This is a genomic window from Scopulibacillus cellulosilyticus, assembly GCF_042665295.1.
Lineage (GTDB): Bacteria > Bacillota > Bacilli > Bacillales > Sporolactobacillaceae > Scopulibacillus_A > Scopulibacillus_A cellulosilyticus.
Genome location: NZ_JBHTCO010000014.1, coordinates 103831 through 125747, shown reverse-complemented (window position 1 = coordinate 125747; position 21917 = coordinate 103831). Strand labels below are relative to the sequence as shown.

Here is a 21917-nt window from a genome sequence, read left to right as displayed (position 1 = left end):
GCTGAATTTCCTTTTAAAAACAAATAATGCCTTCTCAAATTGAGAAGGCATTTTTATATTATGCAAGTTGTTTTAATAATGTTTCGGCATCTCTATATTCTGCACCATGAGCTTCTGCAACGGCTTTAAACGTTACAAATCCGTCTAATGTATTTACGCCTTTTAACAGAGCCGGGTCCTCAAGACAAGCTTTTATATACCCTTTGTTAGCAATGTTTACTGCATAAGGGACTGTGACATTCGTTAAACCGATTGTCGAAGTTCGTGGAACTGCGCCAGGCATATTGGCAACCGCATAATGAACGACGCCATGCTTGACATAAGTTGGATCATCATGTGTTGTAATGCGGTCTGTTGTTTCAAAAATACCGCCTTGGTCAATCGCTACGTCAACAATAACAGAACCCTCACGCATTGACTTAATCATGTCCTCTGTCACAAGACGGGGCGCTTTAGCACCTGGAATTAATACTGCACCGATAACAAGATCTGAATCTTTAACTTCTTGAGCAATATTAAACGGGTTAGACATTAATGTATTAATGCTGGTGCCAAATATATCATCCAGTTGACGGAGCCTTTCAGGATTAAGGTCGAGAATTGTAACATCAGCGCCTAGTCCGACAGCTATTTTTGCAGCATTCGTACCGACGATACCGCCGCCGACTACTGTAACCTTAGCACGCTTGACACCCGGGATGCCGCCTAATAAAATACCTTTGCCGCCGTTTATTTTTTCAAGAAATTGTCCGCCGATTTGGGCTGCCATGCGTCCGGCAACTTCACTCATTGGCGTCAACAGCGGCAATGAACGGTTAGGAAGTTGAACCGTTTCATAGGCAATACCAATGACTTTGTTATCAATTAATGCCTTCGTTAATTCAGGTTCCGGTGCAAGATGAAGATAAGTAAATAAAATAAGTCCTTCATGGAAGAATTGATACTCTTCCGGCAGAGGTTCTTTAACCTTCATAACCATTTCAGCCGACCAAGCTTCTTTTGCGGAGGACACGATTTTCGCCCCGGCACTTTGATACTGTTTATCTGTAAAGCTTGATCCCAAGCCCGCATTAGTTTCAATGAGGACTTCATGGCCTGCTTCAACAAGGTGATGAACACCAGCCGGAGTCATGGCGACACGGTTCTCGTTATTTTTTATCTCTCTTGGTACTCCAACACGCATACATCATTCCCCCCTAAATATTCTATCTTTTCCGTATAAAAAGACGGATAGCTGCACATTATGAAATCCCTTACATTTGAATCGTACGCCTTTTCAGGGACTTTTTCAAGTCAAAATCTATAAAGCTTATAATGTTCGAAAATTAAGATTCGCTCTCCTTAATTCAGGGGGGAATATTCTTTTATACTTTCAAAATGCAGCCAGGCAGTTACCTTCGTCTTTTATGGCTTGCCAATCGGCAAGTTTTCTTTACTTTCTCCAAACCCATGTGTACAATTCTTCATCGCTGTTTATGACCCTTACATCTAAGGCATCAATATTTTTATAACCATGCCGTTTCAAAGCATCAACCATGTCCTCTACCTTTGTTTTCTTTGATACATTAATAAGCTGGTATATCATTTTAACTTTGTTTTCCGCTTCTTTGCCTTTAATCACGCGGCTGCCCTTTTCAAATTCATATTCATCCGGATTGGCATACTCCCATTCGTATTCTTTGCCGTCCATGATGACTGTCATTTTAAAAGAATATTGATTTTCCAAACTCGATGCATAGCTTGTCACAACCGGAACAAAAACAATAAAAACGATCCAAATCATCCATCGCTTCATCAATATCACCTCATTTTTAACATGAGGCAACTGATGTAAATTTATTCAAATGATGGGCGAAAACGATTGATGACTTCCACAGCACCGGTAACTTCAATCACTGATCCTGTCACCATTTCTGTTTCTTCTTTACATAAAAATAATATGGTATCCGCAATATCTTCACCTGTTACAGAACGTCCCATCGGTGTCCTTTGTTCAGTAAATTGCTTGGCCTCATCAATTGTTGCTTCCTTCATATCGGAAAGAATCACACCAGGACAAACCATATTCGCTGTAATTCCCGATTCCGCTTCTTCTATAGCTAATGTTCTTGTTAAAGAAGCTAAGCCTGATTTTGCTGCGGCAAACGCGCCGCGGTCTATCCACCCCGGAGCCGAACCTGCGTTTTGAAAACCATATGTAATAATTCTGCCAAAGCGTTGCTGCCTCATTACCGGAACAACACTTTTTACTAAGTGAAAGACGGCACTCAAATTACCTTCAATCATTTGCTGCCATTCCGATACAGAGTGGTCAACCAATTTTTTTCTCTCAAATACAAAGGGCCCCGCATTATTAATTAATCCATCAATCCTATGGAACCTGTTAAGCGTTTTGTCAACAAGCTCGGCAATATCCGCTTGCTTTGTTATATCTCCCTTTATAAACTGCAGACGATCAAGATTGTCTCCCCACTCTTCTTTCATTGCTTCAACAGCTTTTTCATCGCTTCTGTAATTAACCGTAACCGAGTATCCCTGCTGTAAAAACTTTTCTGTGACCATGCGTCCGATACCTTTCGATCCAGCGGTTATAAGTATGTGGCGCATTGGGCTCACCCATCCTTTTTATTTAAATATATGCCTATTAAAATTATAAACGAGGCAGTCTTTTATTTAAAGGGGTCTGACCCTGTGAACTGTGGATAAGTTATAGAATTAAATGGCTCAATAAAGTAAGAAAGCTACCACGTTTTTTCGTGATAGCCTTAGAATTACTCTTCGTCTTTGTCTGTTTCTTCACCAGTTAAAAGATTTTGATCCGTAATATAAGAATCAACAACCCCGCTTTGATATGCCTCAGTTAACTGTTGATGAATAACATTTTCTCCATCTTGATCGTACTGGAGATCGGTATGTTTATTATGTTCCTTTGCCATTAAAACTCCCCCTCATAAGTCATTTACAAAAAGTTTTACCGCTCTTCGCAGTTAGCTTTTGTTAAAAAAGTAGAATTTATACCTTACAGATGATAATATCGTGCTATTAGAGCCAGTATGGAGGGATAAACATGTCATACGGTTTTGTATATGATAGCCGCTTAGGCATTCCGGTGCCAGTACTAAGTAAAGAGTGGGAAACATATGATCATGAAACACAACAACAAATGATTTTGACTTGGGAAAAGATAAGAGGCAAAATTCCAGATCGAATTAAACAACTGGAAAAAAATATTGAACGTAAGCAGGAACAACTCAATCAAGAAGAAAATTTTGAAAAAAGCTGTCAGATAAACAGTGACATATCTGATCTGGCTTCAACGATTAATGACTTATGGATATGGTACAGAACGAGTTAAAGAAAACTTGGCTGGTGCCAAGCCTTAAAGGCGCTGGCAACTGCCTAGTTGCATTATACTATCGACCTTATCTTGGCATCCACGCCGGACTTGCTTCTACGTTGCCAATATACTTTCTGGTAGTGCAAAAAATAAGCTAAATACACGCAGGTATTTAGCTTATTTATTCAATTCATGAATAATATGAGGCAACTCTGGAATAATTAATTTTTCCATAGCTAATTTAACAGCTCCTGATGATCCAGGCATTGAAAATACGGCTGTTTTTCCGATGATTCCGGCTGTCGCCCGGCTTAAAATGGCTGCTGACCCGATATCCTCCGTGTAACTCAGCATTCTAAAAATTTCTCCGAAGCCAGGCAGCTCCTTATTAATCAGTTTGTTAACCACTTCAATGGTGACATCACGTTCTGCTATTCCTGTACCGCCATTGATTAATAATGCATCAACAGATTGTGACAGTATTTCATTAATAGACAATTCTATTTCCACTTCTTCATCTTTAACAATGACATATGATTCAATATTATAGTCTTGTCCCTTTAGTTGATTAATAATTAAACGGCCGCTCTTATCTGTATCTACATCGCGGGTATCGCTTACAGTAATCACACCGCAGCTTAATTGATCAGGTTTATGAGATTTATGTTCATCAACCGACACTTTCCCCACCCGCCTTTTCCATTAAATAACGCTTTTGATAAAAACGATGAGCAATTTCTGTAATATGTTTTGTAGAACGGTAATTAAATCCTGCCCCTATAGCCATTCCTAACAAGGGAATACCTTGTAATATTTTCTTTTTTAATTGTGAAATGACGATTGTCTTTCCAAGCTGTTTAATACCGGTATCTACCCATGATAATTTCATGACATCATCCTGGCCTTCATAGAAATATGGGTTAACGCTTGTATGTATAACTTCATCTTCAAGCTCTTGCCAGGCTGACCTTTTTATTCTCTTTGGCAATAAACCGATTTCAAAAACTTTTAGCGATGTTACCATTTCGGCAGGCAATGTTACCTCATATCCATAGGTCATAGCAATTAACTGAACCGTATACATTTGGATAGAAAAAAGCAGCGGGATATCTAAACCAATTAATAAAAAACCCCCGGTGCCAGTTAATCCGCCTTGAACAGTTGAAATTAACCGCTGCTTGCCAATATGTTTTTGGGCAATAAAATTAAGTTGATGAACATTTAATAGTTTCATGTCTTCAATATGATTAATTTCAGGCAACAATGCTTTTCCTTCGTTAATCAGCTGAAGCCTTGCATTTTGCTGCCACGAAGTACTTTGTAATAGAGCATGCAATTGAAAAACAAGCTGATCAATGGTTAAGGAAGCCCTTTTTTGCCATTTTGGCGAAAGCTTTTCTAATTGATTTCGAACCCATTCCTGATAAAGTACCGAGAAATCAGTCGGCTCATAAGTAAAAAATTGTTTTTCCCAAGTTTCGATTTGGGAGAATACAGCCTGTTCCGTACTTGACAAGGCCACACTTATCTCTCCTTCATAACTTTTACTTCCATTATACTTGATTATTATCTGATGATGAAATAAAGAAGGGAAAATCTATATTTCTATATTTCAGAGTCAAAATCCTGTACAATATCTTTTATACCCAATAACCGGTATTCTTATATCTTCTATACAGTAAATAAACAAGAAAAACTAGCCGTTTTTAAAAAGGGAGATGCTATTAATGAAAGGTCTGAAAGGAAAAACAATCGCACTTGCTTCTTTCAGAAAGTCTAAAGAAATCAGTCAGCTAATCGAAAAACACGGCGGCCATGCAAAAATACGTTCCACACAAGGCACTCGTTTTCTAAAAGAAGAGGAAATATTGAAAGATATCAAAGAATTTATTGAATACCAGCCTGAATGGATTATTTTTACAACCAGCATGGGGGCTAATGCACTTTTTGACATTGCTGAAAAATATCATTTTACAAAACCGTTTATCAATATTTTAAAGCAAGCCAAGCTCGCCGCAAGAGGGAAAAAAACGATACAATTTTTGAATAACCTTGATTTATCTCCTGAGGTAACTGATCAGGATGGCTCAGTAAAAGGTCTTGTTGAAAATTTAGATTCTGCTGCACTTAAAGGAAAACGGGTTTTTTTACAGCTTTATGGGGAAAGCGCCCCTGAACTCGTCAATTGGCTGAAGGGTCAAGATGCGGAATTGATGCAGTCTATGCCTTATGAACACGTCCCTCCGAAACAACAAATAGTTGACACCCTTGCAGAAGAAATAACATTGGGGAAAGTCGATGCAGTCGTCTTTACAAGTTCAATTCAAGTCAAACAATTTTTTAATCAAATTGAAAAAGACCATTCAACATATCAAAAAGTTATCGAAGCGTTAAATCATTCTGTGGCAGCTGCGGCTGTCGGCCAAGTAACCTGCAATACTTTAAAAAGTTTTGGCGTTAAAAGAGTTATCGTTCCTGGAAACCCGCGGATGGGGGCCATGATTGTAAAGCTTTCAGAGTACTTTTCAGCAAAAAATTAAGCAGCTTATACATACAAAAAACAACCTTTTTTCTCATTACGAAAAAAGGTTGTTTAAACAAGTTTTTTTCATTACCTAAAATTATATCCCCGCAAGTCTGACAGTATCTCTTGCAATCATAACTTCCTCATTTGTCGGGATGATAATAACTTTAACAGGTGAGTGAGGATAATTTACAAAGGCTTCTTTTCCCCTTACTTCGTTAAGAGCAGGATCCCAGTAAACACCCATGAACTCCAAGCCTGTTAATACTCGAGAACGAACGACGTCACTATTTTCGCCAATGCCGGCTGTGAAAATAATCGCATCAACCCCATGCATTTTAGCGGCATATGAGCCTAAATATTTATGAATTCTGCCGGCAAATGATTCAAGTGCCAATTCAGCCCGTTTATTTCCTTTTCTTGCTTCCTCTTCAATATCTCTTAAGTCGCTTGAGAAACCTGACACACCAAGCAATCCGCTCTTTTTATTAAGAACATTAATGACTTCTTCCGCAGTTTGTCCTGTTTTTTCCATAATATATGGGATTAAGGCCGGATCAATATTTCCGGAACGGGTCCCCATCATAACACCAGCGAGCGGAGTAAATCCCATGGAAGTATCAATCGATTTACCCCCTTCTACTGCTGCGATACTTGCACCATTACCCAGGTGACAAGAAATAAGACGCAACTGTTCAAGAGGACGCTCAAGCAACTCAGCAGCACGCTGTGTCACATACTTATGAGACGTTCCATGAAATCCATATTTACGAATACCATATTTTTCATAGTATTCATAAGGCAAGCTGTAAAGGAACGATTTTTCCGGCATCGTTTGGTGGAATGCTGTATCAAATACAGCAACCGCCGGAACATTTGGTAAAACTTTTTGGAAAGCTTTAATCCCTGTAATATTTGCCGGATTATGAAGCGGTGCTAAATCTGAAACATCCTCAATCGCTTTAAGCACCTCATCTGTTATTAGTACAGAATCATTAAAGATTTCCCCGCCGTGAACAACACGGTGTCCGATACCGTCAATTTCATCTAAAGAAGCAATAATACCAAGAGTTGTCAGCTTATCTAACAAAATTTTAACAGCTTCAGCATGATCAGGAATATCCCGTACTTCTTTTTGTTTTTCTCCGTTAACTTCAATTGAAAAAATTGATTTCGGCAGACCGATTCTTTCAACAAGTCCCTTTGTAATCACTTTTTCCTCTGGCATCTCTAACAATTGAAATTTTAAAGATGAACTGCCAGCATTAATCGCTAAAATCTTAGCCAATTTCCTTCATCCCTTCATTGAAGACATTCATTGTGTTGTTTCCAGGTGGTGTTGAAACCAGTCATTCAGTTTAACCATCATTTGTGACATGGCTTCTTTGTTTGAAAATCTTGGCATTTCGGCAAGTAAAGCTTGTTTTGGAGGGACGACATGCGGCCCCTTTTTTTGTAGGATTAAAATACTTTTGGCATGTTTTTCATTTTGAAACATTGATATCGGCAGCTGTAATAAACCTAATATGACAGCTTCATCATGCAAAAATTTATGGAATATCTTATCCTCATCTTGGGTAAATAAATCATTAGGAATTAAATAAACAAGATAACCTGCTTGCTTAGTATATTTCAAACCTTGCTCAATCATAAGAAAATGACTGTAAGATTGTTTGAGAGCTTTACCGAGCTTAAAACTTTCCGTATTCTCCTTGTCAGGATATATACCAACCGGAGTATCACATACGGTAATATCTACTGGATCTATCAGCATTGGACGCAAACTGTCTTGATGAAAAAACTCAACGTCCTTTTGCTGCAGATTAGCGTTTGTATAGGCTAACTTAATAAGAAGCTCATCAATTTCGACCCCATATGCTTTAATGTCATCAGTATGGCTTTGATTCATAACGCCTGTTAACAAATTACCGGTCCCGACTGTTGGATCCAGGATAGAGAAATGTTCAGATGTCGATAACAGGCGGTTTACCAGATAACCGATAAAAATAACAACACTGTCAGGTGTCATTTGATGCTGGGATTGAGTAGATGATTTCATGCCTTTTAAAACAGCTAATTGATATGATCTTCTAATGTCCTCTGCAGACATGCCTTCTTTAAAGAAATCAATATAAAGAGGTGTCAGTTCTTTTCTCAAGTTATTTTGGCCAACTTTTTCATTAAAAATATTTTCACCAGTCAAATAAAGAGCTTCCAGGTAAGTAACATTCTCTTCTTTTTCAATCAATGCAGCTGATTGATCAAAAATTTTAAAAAGATGGTCCACCATAGATCTTTGCATCATCGCTAAACCTCCTGCAACACCACATTTACACCTATACAATAATACATAAAATGTACAGAAAATCAAATAAAGAAAACTTGCCGATTGGCAAGCCGTTAGGCGTAGACAGAGGTTTAGTTGCTCTTATACTTGGTACTTAAAATTGGCCCCTGCGCCGAATTAGCTACTTTGTGCCAATTTATACAAACCTAACGTGCAAAAGAAAACTCCGACGAATGTCCCGCCGGAGTGAATGTTTAAACTATTTCGCACCTTTAGCAACTTCAAGCGCGCTGTCATAATCTGGATGATTGGTTCCTTCACTTACATATTCTGTATAAATCACTTTGTTATCGCTGTCAATGACAAAAACAGCTCTTGCCAAAAGTCTGAGTTCTTTCATAACAACACCATACGCCTGTCCAAACGAGAGATCTCTATGGTCTGAAAGCGTTATCGCATTTTCAAGACCGCTGGCGCCGCACCAGCGTTTTTGAGCAAACGGCAAATCACAGCTGATTGTAATGACTGACACATTATCAAGCTTAGTCGCTTCTTCATTAAAACGTCGTGTTTGTGCATCGCATACGCCAGTATCCAATGAAGGTACAACGCTGATGATACGAACGCCTTTATAATTATTCAACGACTTTTCCGAAAGGTTGTTATCTAACGCTGTAAAGTTAGGCGCTTGGTCGCCGACTTTAACCTCTTCCCCTGCAAGTGTTACCGGATTTCCCTTAAATGTCACTTTAGCCAATTTAAATTCCTCCTCATCATTTATGTATGCTTTTATCATAACTTATACCCTCTATAAAATTCAAACAAACTTCCTTATAAAAAAACTAACTGACAGAGGAAAATCAGTTAGTTAAAAAAATCATCTTGCTGCTGTTCGTTATTTCTTCTTTGCTTCATCGACATCCCGCCGCGTTGTTGTTGCTGCTGCTGTCTGTTTTGAGAGTTATTGGAACCAGATTGTTCCGACTGATTATTTGAATGATTATTAGATACCATTTGCTGAATTTTTTCCACAGCTTGCGGTGCCAGATCAAGCAGTTTTTCATATAAATGTGTGCTGTTGTCTAAATGAATCGTTTTTACACCGTATGGTCCAACAATTAAGAAAGCAATCGGTGTTATAGAGACACCGCCGCCGCTTCCGCCTCCAAACGGAAGCTGACTGCCCTGGTTTCCGCTTTCCTGATCGCTGTAGCTGTCATTATTGTTATTGTTTTGATTATTTGCTTGAAATTCACTCCCGCCGGCAGCAAAACCAAAGCCAACCTTTGAAACAGTTAATATGACATTGCCGTCCGGCGTTTCAATGGGATCCCCAATAATTGTATTAACATCTGTCATTTCTTGAAGGCTTTCTAAAGCTGTTTTCATTAAGCCTTGTATTGGATGTTCTGACATGCAGGATGATGCCTCCTTTTCCAATATTTCGCGATCCTATATCCTGTGATGATAGCTTTCCCGAGCCTAAAAGAAATCATGCACGAAAATTTAGATTCTGCCGCAAATGATTGATAAATTGGGGAAACGTCAATATCGGGATTTTTTTTTAAAACCAGCCAATCATCAGCCAGCTTAAGTAATTGAATCTTAATCATCCAAATAACACCGACCGAAATACCGGTAACAGATGCATCATCAAGTCCTATTTTTGTTTTCCAGCTTAAGTTTTTAACTTTAAACCATTTAAGAATATGATATCGTCGATTTAAATCTCCGAGTATTTTGAAACCTGACAAGATTTTTGAAAAACTAGATTTAAACTCCTCTTTATTAATTGATGCTTGTTCATGTCCATTATCATTTTTTAATGTCATTTTAAATGGGGAATAATTTAAATCAATATCATCTAACGTTTTTTTTAATATTGTAAGGCCCCATAATTTCACTGTAATTTCCGCGTCAATATTACATTCGTTGATAAATCCTTTAAAATCAACTGATATAAAGGCAAAAAACCAAAGTATAATAAGCAGTAAAATAAAGGAAAATATTATAACCATTACTGTCATTAGCATAGACAACACACTACCTCTTATTAGTTATCCTCATTATCACCCGGTTTTTTAAAATTAAACCTTTCTTAGGTTATAATAAAACTAGTCACTTCTTTGGAGCAGGTTTTAATGCTGCCAAGATACAAATCTGATAGTATGAAAGTAGTTGATATCTAAGAGGAGGCTCTTATAATGGAACTAAGAAACAATCTTTATTTCTTTTACAAAGAGACACAGCAAATCAAAGATAAGGTGGATGGACTAAAAGAATTCGCGGTAAATCAAGGATTTAATTTGGTTCAAAACTCTGAAGAAGCGAATATTATTGCCAGCATTGGCGGAGACGGCGCTTTTTTACAAGCCATTAGAAAAACCGGGTTTCGCGATGATTGCCTCTATGTTGGTGTCAGTACCGGGCAGCTGGGTATATACTGCGATTTTCATATCGACGAACAAGAAAAAATGCTTGAAGCTATGCAATTTGAGGAAATAGAGGTTAGAAGATATCCAATTATTTCAGTCGTTATTGATGGGGATACTGAATTCTACTGCTTAAATGAATGCTCAATTAGAACGTCAACAATAAAGGTTATTACTGCTGAAATATATATTAATGATCTCCATTTTGAAACATTTAAAGGTGACGGCATTATCGTTGCAACACCGTCCGGAACCTCCGGTTATAATAAGTCGGTTAATGGTGCTTTAATCGATCCAATGCTTCCATGCATGCAAGTAAGCGAGCTTGCTTCAGTTAATAACAATACCTTCCGTACTTTGGGATCATCTTTTGTCCTTAATGATGATAAGGAACTGATATTAAAAATTAAAAAAGGCGATAACAGCTACCCGATTATCGGTTTAGATAATGAAGCCTACAGCATCCGTTCCAATGAGGAAATTAAAATAACTTTACCTGAACGGCGTATCAAAACAGTTAAACTAAAAAATAATTCTTTTTGGCATAAAGTGCAAAGAAGTTTTCTTTAAAAAGAAGTCCTCAATAAAAGGAGTAAAGCGTTTGAACTATTCAAACGCTTTTTCTTTGATATACAATATGATTGTCTACAACCGTAGAAGTAACTTTTGTATTTAATATTTCTTCTTGATCAATTGATAAAAGATCTTGATTTAAAATAGTAAAATCCGCTTGGAAGCCGGGCGCGATTTTCCCTGTTTTTTCTTCTTTATCTATTGCATGAGCGCTGCCGTATGTATAAAGCTGAACGGCTTGGTAAGCTGACAACTTTTGATCAGGGATATAGCCTTGGTGGCTATCATCTGCTTTTTTTCTGCTGACAGCAGCATATATCCCTAATATCGGATCTGCTAATTCAATCGGAGCATCTGATCCTCCGGCACATACTATCCCTTCGCTAATAAGTGTCCGCCATGCATAGGCATCCGGCATACGGCTTTCCCCCAGCCGCTCAATAACCCAAGGGAAGTCGGATGTAACAAATTGAGGTTGAATATCAATGGTTACAGGCAGCTTTTTAATACGATGCCGTAAATCAACCGGTACAAGCTGGCCGTGAATGAGACGATCTCTCTTTCCTTTTGGCGGCGGATAGGCCTCTATAGCGTCGACAGCATATTGCAATGATAAGTCGCCAATCGCATGAATCGCTACCGCCATATGATAATCTCTGGCCTTGCGCACCAATTGTTTTAATTCTTCAGGTTCATGTATACAAACCCCGCTTGTTTCCGGTGCATCATTATAGGGATGTCTTAATAGTGCTGTTCTTCCGCCATAGGCCCCGTCAGAAAATATTTTCATTGCACCAAACTCAATATCACCTATCTTTGATTCACTTGTCCATCCAGCATGATGCATATCATCCACAACTTCATGATGGACTAATAAGTTAAGACGAAACCTTCTATCTGTTTGATTAAGAATCCGCTGATATGTATTCAATGTTCGGGTAAAACCGCCATAACTGTTCAGGTCTTCACTGTGCCCGCCAACACATCCAACAGACAGCAAATAATCAATAGATGTTTGGCATATTTGATCTAATTCCTCATCGGTAAGCGGCGGTATAACTTCAGTTAATAAAAATTTGGCTTGATCAAGCAATAACCCCGTCGGCATGCCATTCTCATCACGAACAATAATCCCTCCCGGCGGATCAGGGGTGTCCTGATCAATTCCCGCTTCGGCTAAAGCCAGTGAATTTGCCAGAATTGCATGCTGACATACCCGAGTCAATGCCATTGGGTGGTGCGGGGCAATCGTGTCTAATTCTCTTCGGTGAAATATTTTTCTATCCGGGAAATTATTTTCATTCCAAGCGTCTCCAAGTACCCATTGATTAGGTTTGGTTTCGTTAACCCGCTCAGCCAACAGCTGTATCATTTCCTCACTGGATGTTACCCCCGACAAATCAAGTCTTGATAATTTAAGACCATTAGCCAAAATATGTAAATGACTATCAACGAAGCCTGGAAAAATAGTATCAGAATGCATATTAATCACTTGATCAATATTATATTTATATTTGTTCTTAAGAACAATTTCTTTTCCAACCTCTTTTATCAAACCATTTTCAACATAAATGGCTTCTTGTACATCATTTTCATTTACCATCGTTCGAACTCGTCCAAGCCAGAGAGTTCCCATAGTTATCCCTCCTTTATGATTTCATGAGAAAAGGCCGATACAATGATCGGCATTTTTAGAAGATGTTCAAAAAGTTCGGGAAACATGACTGTCGAATTTCTTCGTTGTGTCGGCCCTGTTTGTCCTTCTTTTTAAACACGTACTTAAATCGATTCCCTTTGCCTAAGTTCTATTCTGCGGATCTTCCCTGAGGTTGTTTTTGGCAAATCTTTAACAAATTCAATTTTTCTTGGATATTTATACGGTGCTGTTAAAGTTTTTACATGATCTTGTAATTCTTTAACAAGATTCTTTTCACATGCATCATCTGGATTTTTTAATATAACAAATGCTTTGACAATGTTGCCTCTTATTTCATCCGGACTTGCTACAACGGCACATTCCTTTACTTTTGAATGCTTAACCAAAGCATCTTCAACCTCAAACGGTCCAATTGTATAGCCGGAGCTTATAATAATATCGTCTCCGCGTCCTTCAAACCAAAAGTATCCATCCTTGTCCTTTTTAGCTTTGTCTCCTGTTACATAATAATCACCGCGAAAAGCCGCTTTTGTACGCTCCGGATCTTTAAAATATTCTTTAAATAACGCCGGAGTGCTGCGGTGTACAGCAATATCGCCAATTTCACCGACATCAGCCGCTTCGCCTTCTTCGGTAATGATTTCGACTAAGTTCCCTGGCGTTGGTTTCCCCATTGATCCGGGTTTTGCCTCCATTCCTTTTACAGTCCCTACCAGAAGTGTATTTTCTGTCTGACCATAACCGTCCCGAACATCAATATCAAAGTATTCCTTAAATATATCAATAACTTCACGGTTTAATGGTTCTCCAGCGGAAACCGCGCTTCTTAATTTTCCAAGATGATAAGCAGATAGATTATCGACTTTTGCCATCAGCCTATACTCAGTTGGTGTACAGCAAAGAACATTAATTTCATATTTATCCAATAAATTCAAATAAACTTCAGGATCAAACGGCCCTTGGTATACAAAGCCTGTTGCTCCGCTCCCAAGTGTGGAAATAAACGGGCTCCAAAGCCATTTTTGCCAACCAGGTCCCGCCGTTGCCCAAACCATGTCGCCCATTTGGATATCCATCCAGCTGTTTGAGGCAGTACGAAGGTGAGCATACGCCCAGCCATGGGTATGTACAACGCCTTTTGGTTGGCCCGTTGTCCCGGATGTATAAGAAATAAATGCCATATCATCACTTCTGGTTTCTATTTGCGGTGTTTGGTCCTTTGATTGATTTTCCATTATCTCATCTAATGTAACCCATCCCGTTTTATTAATCGGACTGGTTGTCACCTTTAATAGGAGGTTCTTTTCATCCTGCTTGTCCACACGATCCGCAAGATCATCATGAATTAAAACGGCTTTTACTTCAGCATGTTGTATTCGATATGATAAATCCTTGGCACGCAGCATTTCTGATGATGGTATAATGACTAATCCGGATTTTAAGCTGGCTATATAAGCGATATATGTTTCAATAGATCTGGGCATCATAATCAGAATACGATCGCCTTTTTTTAAACCTTTTGAGAGCATTCCGTTAGCTAATTGATTTGAGCGTTTAATCAAATCAGCATAGGTAATCTCAGCCGTTTCACCCTTTAAATCTTCAAATTTCAAAGCTATTCTTTGGGGATCTCTAGCAAACGCTTCAATTTCATCTGTTAAGTTATAGATTTCCGGAGCAATAAGATCTTCCATGATAACTCCTCCTAAATTCAAGGTTAATCTTATTATATATAATTATAATAATATTTTGAAGATAGGAAGCAGCTTATTCTAGCTTTAAAAATAAAAAAACTAGATAATGATAGAACCAAAATAAGAGCGGCAACCGCCGCTCTTTTAGCCAATGGATATATGATTTTTGTTAAGCTTGAGGATGTCCAGCTCCAGCAAATTGTTGTTGTGCAGCTGCTACAAGACGTTTAGTGATTTCACCACCAACAGAACCGTTAGCACGGGAAGTAGTATCAGCACCAAGTTGAACACCGAATTCTTGAGCAATTTCCACTTTCATTTGATCAAGAGCTTGCTCAACACCAGGAACAAGAATTTGATTGCTATTGTTTGCCATTCTGTCTCACCTCCTTGTGAGTATATATTTTGCTTTTGAAGCCTTTTCAATTCATTATTTTCTTGGTAATTATTGAAAAATAATAAACAAAAAGCCATAAAAAACTGCACCTCCAATTGTTAGTTGTGTCTAATAATTGGGGTGCAATTCATTTAAAGCTGGCTTTTTTTATACGTTGAAGTATAAATTGGCTACAATGTTGAAAATCAACGAAGAAGCCAATTTTAAGTTTCAAATGATAGTGGGTGTTCCTGCGCCGAAGTTTATTCGAAGAAGTATCGTTTTCTTTACAATAATTCATCCATTAAGGATGTTTTATTATTTTGTTCTCTGAGATCAATCGTTTCTATTCCATCTATCGCTTCTTGAATCAATTCATTAATCGGGAAATCAATTTCAAACTTATTCGCATGTTCACGGTTAGGTTTAGTTTTTGGCGCGCTTGGCAAAAACAGTGTACAGCAATCTTCGTACGGCCTTATTGAAATATCATAGGTATTAATTTTATGAGCAATATCGATAATTTCAACTTTATCCATTGTTAAAAGCGGTCTTAGCACAGGTAAATTTGTTACTTCATTAATCGTATTCATGCTTTCAAGCGTTTGACTGGCAACTTGTCCTAAGCTTTCACCTGTAGCTATAGCTAACGCACCGCGTTTTTCTGCAAGCTTTTCGGCTATTCTAAGCATCATTCTTCTCATCATTGTCATTCGATAATTATCAGGCATTTTATCCCTGATTTGTATTTGAATATCAGTAAATGGAACAATATGAAGTTTTACTTGCCCTCCAAAATCATTTAACTTTTCGGTAAGGTCAATAACTTTTTGGCGGGCGCGCTCATTAGTATACGGGGGACTGTGGAAGTGAATAGCCTCTAACACCGCGCCCCGCTTTTGCATCAAATAACCGGCAACCGGGCTGTCAATCCCCCCGGAAAGCATTAGAAGAACTTTGCCGCTTGAACCTGCAGGCAGCCCCCCGGCTCCTTTAAAATCTTTTCCATAAATTCTTGTTTCATGCTCCATGACTTCAACACGGAGATTAATATCAGGTTGATGGACATCAACTTTAATATCTTCTGTATTTGTTAAAATATGTCCGCCAAGTGTACGATTTAATTCATCAGATCCAGTTGGAAACTTTTTATTTTTTCGCTTAGCTGATATTTTAAATGTCTTGATATTGGCCTCTTCACTCTTAATAATTTTTAATGCGCCTTGTTTTATACTTTCTAAGTCATTTTCAACCTTAATGGCAGCGCGAATTGTTTGTATGCCAAAAATTTTCGTTAATACATCAGTCACTTGTTGAATAGGCTCATTATTTAACTGAATCTCTATATCATCAAAGTGCCTTTTAAGTTTAAGTTGCGGAAAGGGCTTTAATTTCTCTTTAACAGTTACATATAACCGGTCAATAAATTTATTCCTGTTTTTCCCTTTTAAGGTTAGCTCGCCAAATCGGACGATCAAATAATCATAAATCACCAAGGTCACCCCATTACGAATTTCAATTGCTTTATTTTTTTATTAAGCGTATCTATAAAAGTTTTAATTTCATCTTCTTTAGTTTGGTATGATAAACTAATCCGAATCGCCTGAGCCGCCTCGTCTTCCGGAACGCCCATTGCTAGCAGGACCCGGCTTGCACCGCCTTCTTTGGAGGAACAGGCTGATTTGGTCGATACATATATTTCTTCTTCTTCAAGGGCATGGACTAAAACCTCTGATTTTATCCCTTTTACCGTCACATTCAAAATATGAGGTGCAGCATTCTCACTAGGTGTGTGAACAATCATATGTTCATTAGTATTAAACGCAGTCCTCATTTTATTTTGCAAATCTTGAAGTTTGCCCAAGTGGTGCTGATATTCTTCCAAGGTCAGCCTCAGCGCCTTAACCATAGCTGCAATACCCGGTAAATTTTCCGTACCTGCCCTGCGGTTTAACTCTTGGCTTCCGCCGGAAAACAGCGGAGATAAATTAACACCGCGGCGCACATATAATAAGCCTGTTCCTTTTGGACTGTGGAATTTATGACCCGAAATTGAACACATATCAATGCCGCTGTCAGATAGGTTAAGCGGTACCTTACCGATGCCTTGAACATGATCTACATGAAATAAAACCTTATTTAAGGATTTTAGATAATGACCAATTTCTTGAACAGGCTGAATGGTTCCTACTTCATTATTAACATGAATCATCGAAACAAGGATAGTATCTTCTCTTATTGCATCTTTAACAGCCTGAACTGATACTCTGCCGTCCTGTTTGACAGGAAGATAAGTAACATCAAAGCCCTCATTCTCCAATTGTTTAAAAGCATTATATCCCGAAGCATGCTCTATTTCTGTCGTGATGATATGTTTGCCTCTATTACGGTAGGAAAATGCAGCACCTTTAATAGCTAAATTATTCCCTTCAGTTCCCCCGGATGTAAAAGTTATTTCGTCGTCTTTAACGCCAAGGAGCTGTGCAGCTTGATGTCTTGACTTTTTCAGCATTTCTTCAGAAAGACTTCCAAGGTTATGAATAGAAGAAGGATTAGCAAAAAATTTCTCGGAAACAATCCGAAAAGTGTCTAACACTTCAGGCAAAGGCTTTGTTGTTGCACTATTATCCAGATAAATCATTTAAAAACTCCTTTAAATCTTGGCATGGTTCGGGAGTTTTTTTCAAAGCGATAGCCAAGATTATATTATTTTGTTCATTATTCTTTTTAAAAATCTTGTACTCAGCGAAATTTATTTTAACACATGATATCCCTTTAAAAAACCACTCCTGCTTAACATGCAGGAGTGGTTCTTATTCTTCAAATCTTTTTAATACGTCCGGCTCATATGGTTTAATAACCGATAAAGCAATTTCAAAGGCATCCTGATAATTGTAATCTCTAAAATATTCTTCTGCCCTAATTAATTCTTCACGGACGCGCGGATCACGATTTCGGTAACGATTGCCGTACTGGATCAAATACTCTGCTAATTGGCAGGCTTTAACCATTTCATGAGTTTTCTCATGGACGTAATTAACTTTATCGGTGGCATCATCGAGCACTTGTTGTACCGTTGCCATTTCAAGAGGCTTTTTATCAAGTTTTTCATGGACTTCTAATAACGACTCTTGTGCTTCTTCAAGAATTGTCGCATAAGAGTGCGGTACACCTGGCAAATTGCTTTTCTGTACAATCCTGCGTGATTCCAGTAATTTATGTTTTAAATCCTGAACCGACTCTTTAGCCACTAACTCGTCTTTTCTTAAAGTCTTAATTTTTTCTTTGAAATCGTCAGCTGAATCACGCAATGCACTTACTTGCTCCCGCATAGCTTCTACTTTTTCTAAAATAATACTGAAAGCTTCCTTCTTTTCTTTTAATACTTCATCTACTTCTTTGAAGTCTTTTTCAAGTTGCAGATAGGCATGATCAATATCATCATGAACTTTTAAATCATCTTTATCAATTTGATAAGTTTGTTGAACAACTTCAGTTTCTTTATCCAGCTCGTTTATTTTCTTCCGGACAATAGTTAAGTCCTGTTCCAATGTCGGTGCTGCTTCTAAAAGATGTTTTCGGCTGTATACTTCTCTTTCCAATTGTTGATATAACCAATCCAAATGCTCTTGAATATTATTTACACCTTCAGAAGCCTCATTAATTTCAGCCTGTTCTATATCTTTTTCGAACATTGCAAGCTGTTCTCCCATTTCCTGAAGCTGTTTTTCGATATCCAGATGCCGCAGCACGTAACCCTGTTCAATCATTTCATGATATCCTTCATGAAGTTCTTTAATCTGTTGAGGCAAATTAATCTGAATTTCTTTATACAAACTTGGGATTTCCACAATATTATTCAAAATGACAGATAATTGATTTTTTATTTGAAGAAGAATATCTCTCGCTTTTATGTAATTGCCATTTTCATTTTCTTCATGAAAGCTTTTTAAGTCTTGGCTGATTTGGTTAACAGCATTTTCTAAATAAGGGGCAGCATCCTTTAACTGACTCCGCTTTGTTATCAAATCTTTTTTGATTTGATGATATGCTTCATTGACTTCAACAATGTCTTCCCTGTTCTGCTGCTCGCTGTCTACAACTTCGTGAAGGTCTTTTAACATCGCCGCAATCCTTGATTCAACCTGATCAAGTTTCTCATGTACTGTCTTTAAAATTTGCGAAGCGCGTCCAAAACGATATTTGTCTGCTGCTTCCTCAGCACTGAACAGCATTGTTTCAACACCAGGAAGTTCAGTTGTGATAATATCATCCCAAATCTTACGCCAGCTTTCAAATTTTTTCTCTGTTTCACCAATAACGTTTAATTCTTTCACACGTGAAATTTCTTCTGTGATTTGGCGATTTGTAATGTCTATTTTCCATGATTCATACTTATCGATCTGGCTGTATGTTTTCCTCCTCATCCAAGTGCCGTAACCAACGGCAAGAATGAGTATTATAATGATTCCCAAGACGATATAAAACATATGGAAGCTTCCTCCATTCTTCCTATTCCAAAAACCAACATATAATATATGATTTTAACAAAGTTTGACGATAAAACAGATAGTTATGCACTATTTATCATACCATTTTATGAGCAATTTGCTAAGATATTTTCAAAATTTTTATTAATAAAACCTCAAAAATTGACGTTTAATCTATAACTTTACCGTTAAACAAAAAAATTGCAGTATAATAGGGTAAAAACAATTATCTAATAGCTGAATAAAGAAAGCTGAATTAAACATGGAGAATTTTAGAGGCAAAAAAAGAACCGGGGTCAAATATCCCGGTTCTGTGATCTATTTCATTTTAGTCTATTGCTTTATAAACTCATGTAGCCTCCGCCTTTAATCTTGGGTATTTCACTATTTGGCCGCGATGCTGCTCAACTAGTATTTGTTTGGTCCAATGATCAATAAAAGTAAGATAACTGCGGCGAAAATAGTCGTCTTTCGGCTGCATATAATAGACTTTTCGAATATACTGCGGCTGCAGGAAAGGCATTATAATCATGTCGCGAAACTGCATAACCAATAAGTCTATTGGCATGTTCTTAATCTGCCCTGTTTCAATGCCTGCTTCAAAAACTTTTTCAAACATATACTTTTCCTTCATAAGATATGTTGACATCAATTCTCTTATTAAGACCGAATCCAGTGTCATTTCCCTGTGTACAAAACGTGCCAAATAAAAATATTCTTGTTGATAGCGAATCAATTTATCAGCAATTTTCAGCAAACGCTCATTAATACCTGCTGCTGGTAATTCTGTTTCCGTAATTGCTTGTTCTAAGTGATGAATGTAACCTTCCAAGAAAGATGACATTAAATATTCCAAAAGACCTTTTTTGCCGCCAAAATAATACGAGACAAGAGCAACATTGACACCCGCTTCTGTTGCAATGGCGCGAACCGAAGTTCCATTATAACCGTTCATATTAAACAATCTAATTGCTGATTCAATCACTTCATCTTTCGTTTTTTGCCCTTTTTCCTTAATATTCAATGCTCATCACCTCGAATGTTCTCTATATTAAACATTCTAGGGCTTAAATACCTTTCCTCTAAAAACAACTCGACATTTGTACTGAAACTTTCATCATATTTTGATAAAATATTATTATTTAAACGTGAATTTGGAGGAATGATGATGTTTTCTGTCTCACAGTACAATGGCACGATAGATGAAAACTATCAGTTAGTTATAAAACAGCTGAAAGCTCTCGTCGAAGATGAACCTGATCGCATCGCAAATCTGTCAAATGCTTCTGCCTTGCTTAATCAATTTTTAGAAAAAATAAATTGGGTCGGTTTTTATTTATTTGATGGAAAAGAACTTGTTCTCGGTCCGTTCCAGGGACTGCCTGCATGCGTTCGTATTCCATACGGAAAAGGTGTTTGCGGAACGGCTGCAAGCAATGGTAAAACAATGCGAGTCGAAGATGTCAACCAATTCCCGGGTCATATTGCCTGTGATGCCGCAAGCCAATCGGAAATCGTTGTACCTATTATTAAGGAAGGCAATCTCATTGGCGTCCTGGACATTGACAGCCCAATCATTAACCGTTTTACGGAAACGGATCAGCATTACCTGGAGATATTTGTTGAAACACTGCTGCCTTACATCTAAGCTTGACAGCTTATGTCACGCAATATATAATGGAATTTGTGTAAAATGAGACAGCGTCCCAATACACATATAGAATTACCCTCTTCATTTTGTTCCTCATTATATTATAGAGGTGCATCGCGTAACTTTCACTGTCGAGCGAGGATGCATGAAAACAAAATGGCCTATATTGTGATATTGGTTTTCTGTCATTTTATGCAACTCAAATAAAATGACAAAGGAGGAGTCATATTATGGCTCGCTATACTGGTCCATCTTGGAAAAAATCACGCCGTTACGGCATTTCTTTAACCGGAACTGGCAAAGAACTTGAAAAACGTCCTTACGCTCCTGGAGAGCATGGTCCAAACCAACGCAAGAAACTATCTGAATACGGTTTGCAATTACAAGAAAAGCAAAAGCTTCGTTTTATGTACGGATTAAACGAAAGACAATTCCGCCGTTTATTCGATCAAGCAGGTAAAATGAAGGGTGTACACGGTGAAAACTTCATGATCTTACTTGAAGCTCGCCTTGATAACCTTGTTTACCGTCTTGGCCTTGCACGTACTCGCAATCAAGCCCGTCAACTTGTTAATCACGGCCATATTACAGTTAACGGTCAACGCGTAGATATTCCATCATACCGCGTTTCTACTGGCGATGTCATTGGTGTGAGAGAAAAATCCCGCAACCTTGACATCATTAAAGAAGCTCTTGAAGTAAACAGCTTCGTACCAGAATACCTTACATTCGACGAAGAAAAATTAGAGGGTACTTTCAACAGACTTCCAGAACGTTCTGAACTTCCTGCAGAAATCACTGAAGCGCTTATCGTCGAATTCTACTCTCGTTAATAGAGGAACCCCGCAAATGTTTGCATTTGCGGGGTTTTACTTTTTATGGCACAACTGATTTAT

23 protein-coding genes are annotated in these 21917 nt (G+C 38.0%); 5 read left to right on the top strand and 18 right to left on the bottom strand.

Annotated elements, in window-relative coordinates:
* Nucleotides 1-58: 58 nt before the first annotated feature.
* The 4 genes from ald to ACFQRG_RS11875 form a co-directional block, all read right to left on the bottom strand.
* A complete protein-coding gene (gene ald, locus ACFQRG_RS11890) occupies nucleotides 59-1183 on the bottom strand; it encodes an alanine dehydrogenase (protein WP_380966172.1) in 1125 nt (374 codons plus the stop codon).
* Between the two features lie 249 nt (nucleotides 1184-1432).
* Nucleotides 1433-1795 (bottom strand): hypothetical protein, encoded by a 363-nt coding sequence (locus ACFQRG_RS11885; protein ID WP_380966170.1) that lies wholly within the window; start codon nucleotides 1793-1795, stop codon nucleotides 1433-1435.
* Nucleotides 1796-1836: 41 nt separating this feature from the next.
* Entirely contained in the window at nucleotides 1837-2607 is a 771-nt protein-coding gene (locus tag ACFQRG_RS11880; RefSeq protein WP_380966169.1) for an SDR family oxidoreductase, read from the bottom strand.
* Nucleotides 2608-2771: 164 nt separating this feature from the next.
* Entirely contained in the window at nucleotides 2772-2936 is a 165-nt protein-coding gene (locus ACFQRG_RS11875; RefSeq protein WP_380966168.1) for a hypothetical protein, read from the bottom strand.
* Nucleotides 2937-3067: 131 nt separating this feature from the next.
* Here ACFQRG_RS11875 and ACFQRG_RS11870 point away from each other — a divergent pair, with 131 nt between their 5' ends.
* The gene (locus ACFQRG_RS11870) at nucleotides 3068-3355 is read left to right on the top strand and encodes a hypothetical protein (protein ID WP_380966167.1); all 288 of its coding nucleotides are present in this window, start codon (nucleotides 3068-3070) and stop codon (nucleotides 3353-3355) included.
* 159 nt (nucleotides 3356-3514) lie between these two features.
* On the opposite strand, the gene ACFQRG_RS11865 is transcribed toward ACFQRG_RS11870, so the two are convergent.
* Both ACFQRG_RS11865 and ACFQRG_RS11860 read right to left on the bottom strand, forming a co-directional pair.
* A complete protein-coding gene (locus ACFQRG_RS11865) occupies nucleotides 3515-4018 on the bottom strand; it encodes a MogA/MoaB family molybdenum cofactor biosynthesis protein (RefSeq protein ID WP_380966166.1) in 504 nt (167 codons plus the stop codon).
* Nucleotides 4008-4859 (bottom strand): EcsC family protein, encoded by an 852-nt coding sequence (locus tag ACFQRG_RS11860; protein ID WP_380966165.1) that lies wholly within the window; start codon nucleotides 4857-4859, stop codon nucleotides 4008-4010. Before ACFQRG_RS11860 ends, ACFQRG_RS11865 begins: the two co-directional genes overlap by 11 nt.
* 205 nt (nucleotides 4860-5064) lie before the next feature.
* Here ACFQRG_RS11860 and ACFQRG_RS11855 point away from each other — a divergent pair, with 205 nt between their 5' ends.
* Nucleotides 5065-5877, top strand: a complete 813-nt coding sequence (locus ACFQRG_RS11855) for a uroporphyrinogen-III synthase (RefSeq protein WP_380966163.1) — start codon at nucleotides 5065-5067, stop codon at nucleotides 5875-5877.
* Nucleotides 5878-5958: 81 nt separating this feature from the next.
* Here the strand turns inward: ACFQRG_RS11855 and ACFQRG_RS11850 are convergent, their stop codons facing one another.
* The 5 genes from ACFQRG_RS11850 to ACFQRG_RS11830 form a co-directional block, all read right to left on the bottom strand.
* Nucleotides 5959-7149, bottom strand: a complete 1191-nt coding sequence (locus tag ACFQRG_RS11850) for an acetate kinase (RefSeq protein ID WP_380966161.1) — start codon at nucleotides 7147-7149, stop codon at nucleotides 5959-5961.
* A gap of 27 nt (nucleotides 7150-7176) precedes the next feature.
* Complete coding sequence (locus ACFQRG_RS11845; RefSeq protein ID WP_380966160.1) at nucleotides 7177-8166, bottom strand: class I SAM-dependent methyltransferase; 990 nt, start codon at nucleotides 8164-8166, stop codon at nucleotides 7177-7179.
* Between the two features lie 241 nt (nucleotides 8167-8407).
* Entirely contained in the window at nucleotides 8408-8905 is a 498-nt protein-coding gene (gene tpx / locus ACFQRG_RS11840) for a thiol peroxidase (protein ID WP_380966159.1), read from the bottom strand.
* 107 nt (nucleotides 8906-9012) lie between these two features.
* Entirely contained in the window at nucleotides 9013-9564 is a 552-nt protein-coding gene (gene ytfJ, locus ACFQRG_RS11835) for a GerW family sporulation protein (protein WP_380966158.1), read from the bottom strand.
* On the bottom strand, nucleotides 9537-10181 hold the full coding sequence (locus ACFQRG_RS11830; RefSeq protein ID WP_380966347.1) for a DUF2953 domain-containing protein: 645 nt from the start codon (nucleotides 10179-10181) through the stop codon (nucleotides 9537-9539). The genes ytfJ and ACFQRG_RS11830 overlap by 28 nt, the downstream gene beginning before the upstream one ends.
* Before the next feature lie 168 nt (nucleotides 10182-10349).
* Between ACFQRG_RS11830 and ACFQRG_RS11825 the strand changes: the two genes are divergently transcribed.
* Complete coding sequence (locus ACFQRG_RS11825; RefSeq protein ID WP_380966345.1) at nucleotides 10350-11150, top strand: NAD kinase; 801 nt, start codon at nucleotides 10350-10352, stop codon at nucleotides 11148-11150.
* A gap of 40 nt (nucleotides 11151-11190) precedes the next feature.
* Here ACFQRG_RS11825 and ACFQRG_RS11820 read toward each other — a convergent pair whose 3' ends face one another.
* From ACFQRG_RS11820 to refZ, 7 genes are all read right to left on the bottom strand, one after another.
* Entirely contained in the window at nucleotides 11191-12789 is a 1599-nt protein-coding gene (locus ACFQRG_RS11820) for an amidohydrolase (RefSeq protein ID WP_380966157.1), read from the bottom strand.
* A gap of 143 nt (nucleotides 12790-12932) precedes the next feature.
* Entirely contained in the window at nucleotides 12933-14504 is a 1572-nt protein-coding gene (gene mbcS / locus ACFQRG_RS11815; RefSeq protein WP_380966156.1) for an acyl-CoA synthetase MbcS, read from the bottom strand.
* A gap of 169 nt (nucleotides 14505-14673) precedes the next feature.
* On the bottom strand, nucleotides 14674-14880 hold the full coding sequence (locus ACFQRG_RS11810) for a small, acid-soluble spore protein, alpha/beta type (protein WP_380966155.1): 207 nt from the start codon (nucleotides 14878-14880) through the stop codon (nucleotides 14674-14676).
* 287 nt (nucleotides 14881-15167) lie between these two features.
* Complete coding sequence (gene thiI, locus ACFQRG_RS11805) at nucleotides 15168-16373, bottom strand: tRNA uracil 4-sulfurtransferase ThiI (RefSeq protein ID WP_380966153.1); 1206 nt, start codon at nucleotides 16371-16373, stop codon at nucleotides 15168-15170.
* Nucleotides 16374-16378: 5 nt separating this feature from the next.
* Nucleotides 16379-17521 carry a cysteine desulfurase family protein gene (locus tag ACFQRG_RS11800; RefSeq protein WP_380966152.1) on the bottom strand — a complete coding sequence of 381 codons (1143 nt, stop codon included), beginning with the start codon at nucleotides 17519-17521 and terminating at the stop codon, nucleotides 16379-16381.
* A gap of 172 nt (nucleotides 17522-17693) precedes the next feature.
* Entirely contained in the window at nucleotides 17694-19370 is a 1677-nt protein-coding gene (gene ezrA, locus ACFQRG_RS11795) for a septation ring formation regulator EzrA (RefSeq protein WP_380966151.1), read from the bottom strand.
* A gap of 349 nt (nucleotides 19371-19719) precedes the next feature.
* Nucleotides 19720-20394: a forespore capture DNA-binding protein RefZ gene (gene refZ / locus ACFQRG_RS11790; RefSeq protein WP_380966150.1), complete on the bottom strand. Its 675-nt coding sequence runs from the start codon at nucleotides 20392-20394 to the stop codon at nucleotides 19720-19722.
* 144 nt (nucleotides 20395-20538) lie between these two features.
* Here refZ and ACFQRG_RS11785 point away from each other — a divergent pair, with 144 nt between their 5' ends.
* The gene (locus tag ACFQRG_RS11785) at nucleotides 20539-21018 is read left to right on the top strand and encodes a GAF domain-containing protein (RefSeq protein ID WP_380966344.1); all 480 of its coding nucleotides are present in this window, start codon (nucleotides 20539-20541) and stop codon (nucleotides 21016-21018) included.
* Nucleotides 21019-21251: 233 nt separating this feature from the next.
* Nucleotides 21252-21854, top strand: coding sequence for a 30S ribosomal protein S4 (rpsD, locus tag ACFQRG_RS11780; RefSeq protein ID WP_380966149.1), 603 nt, complete (start codon nucleotides 21252-21254; stop codon nucleotides 21852-21854).
* Nucleotides 21855-21917: the final 63 nt, after the last annotated feature.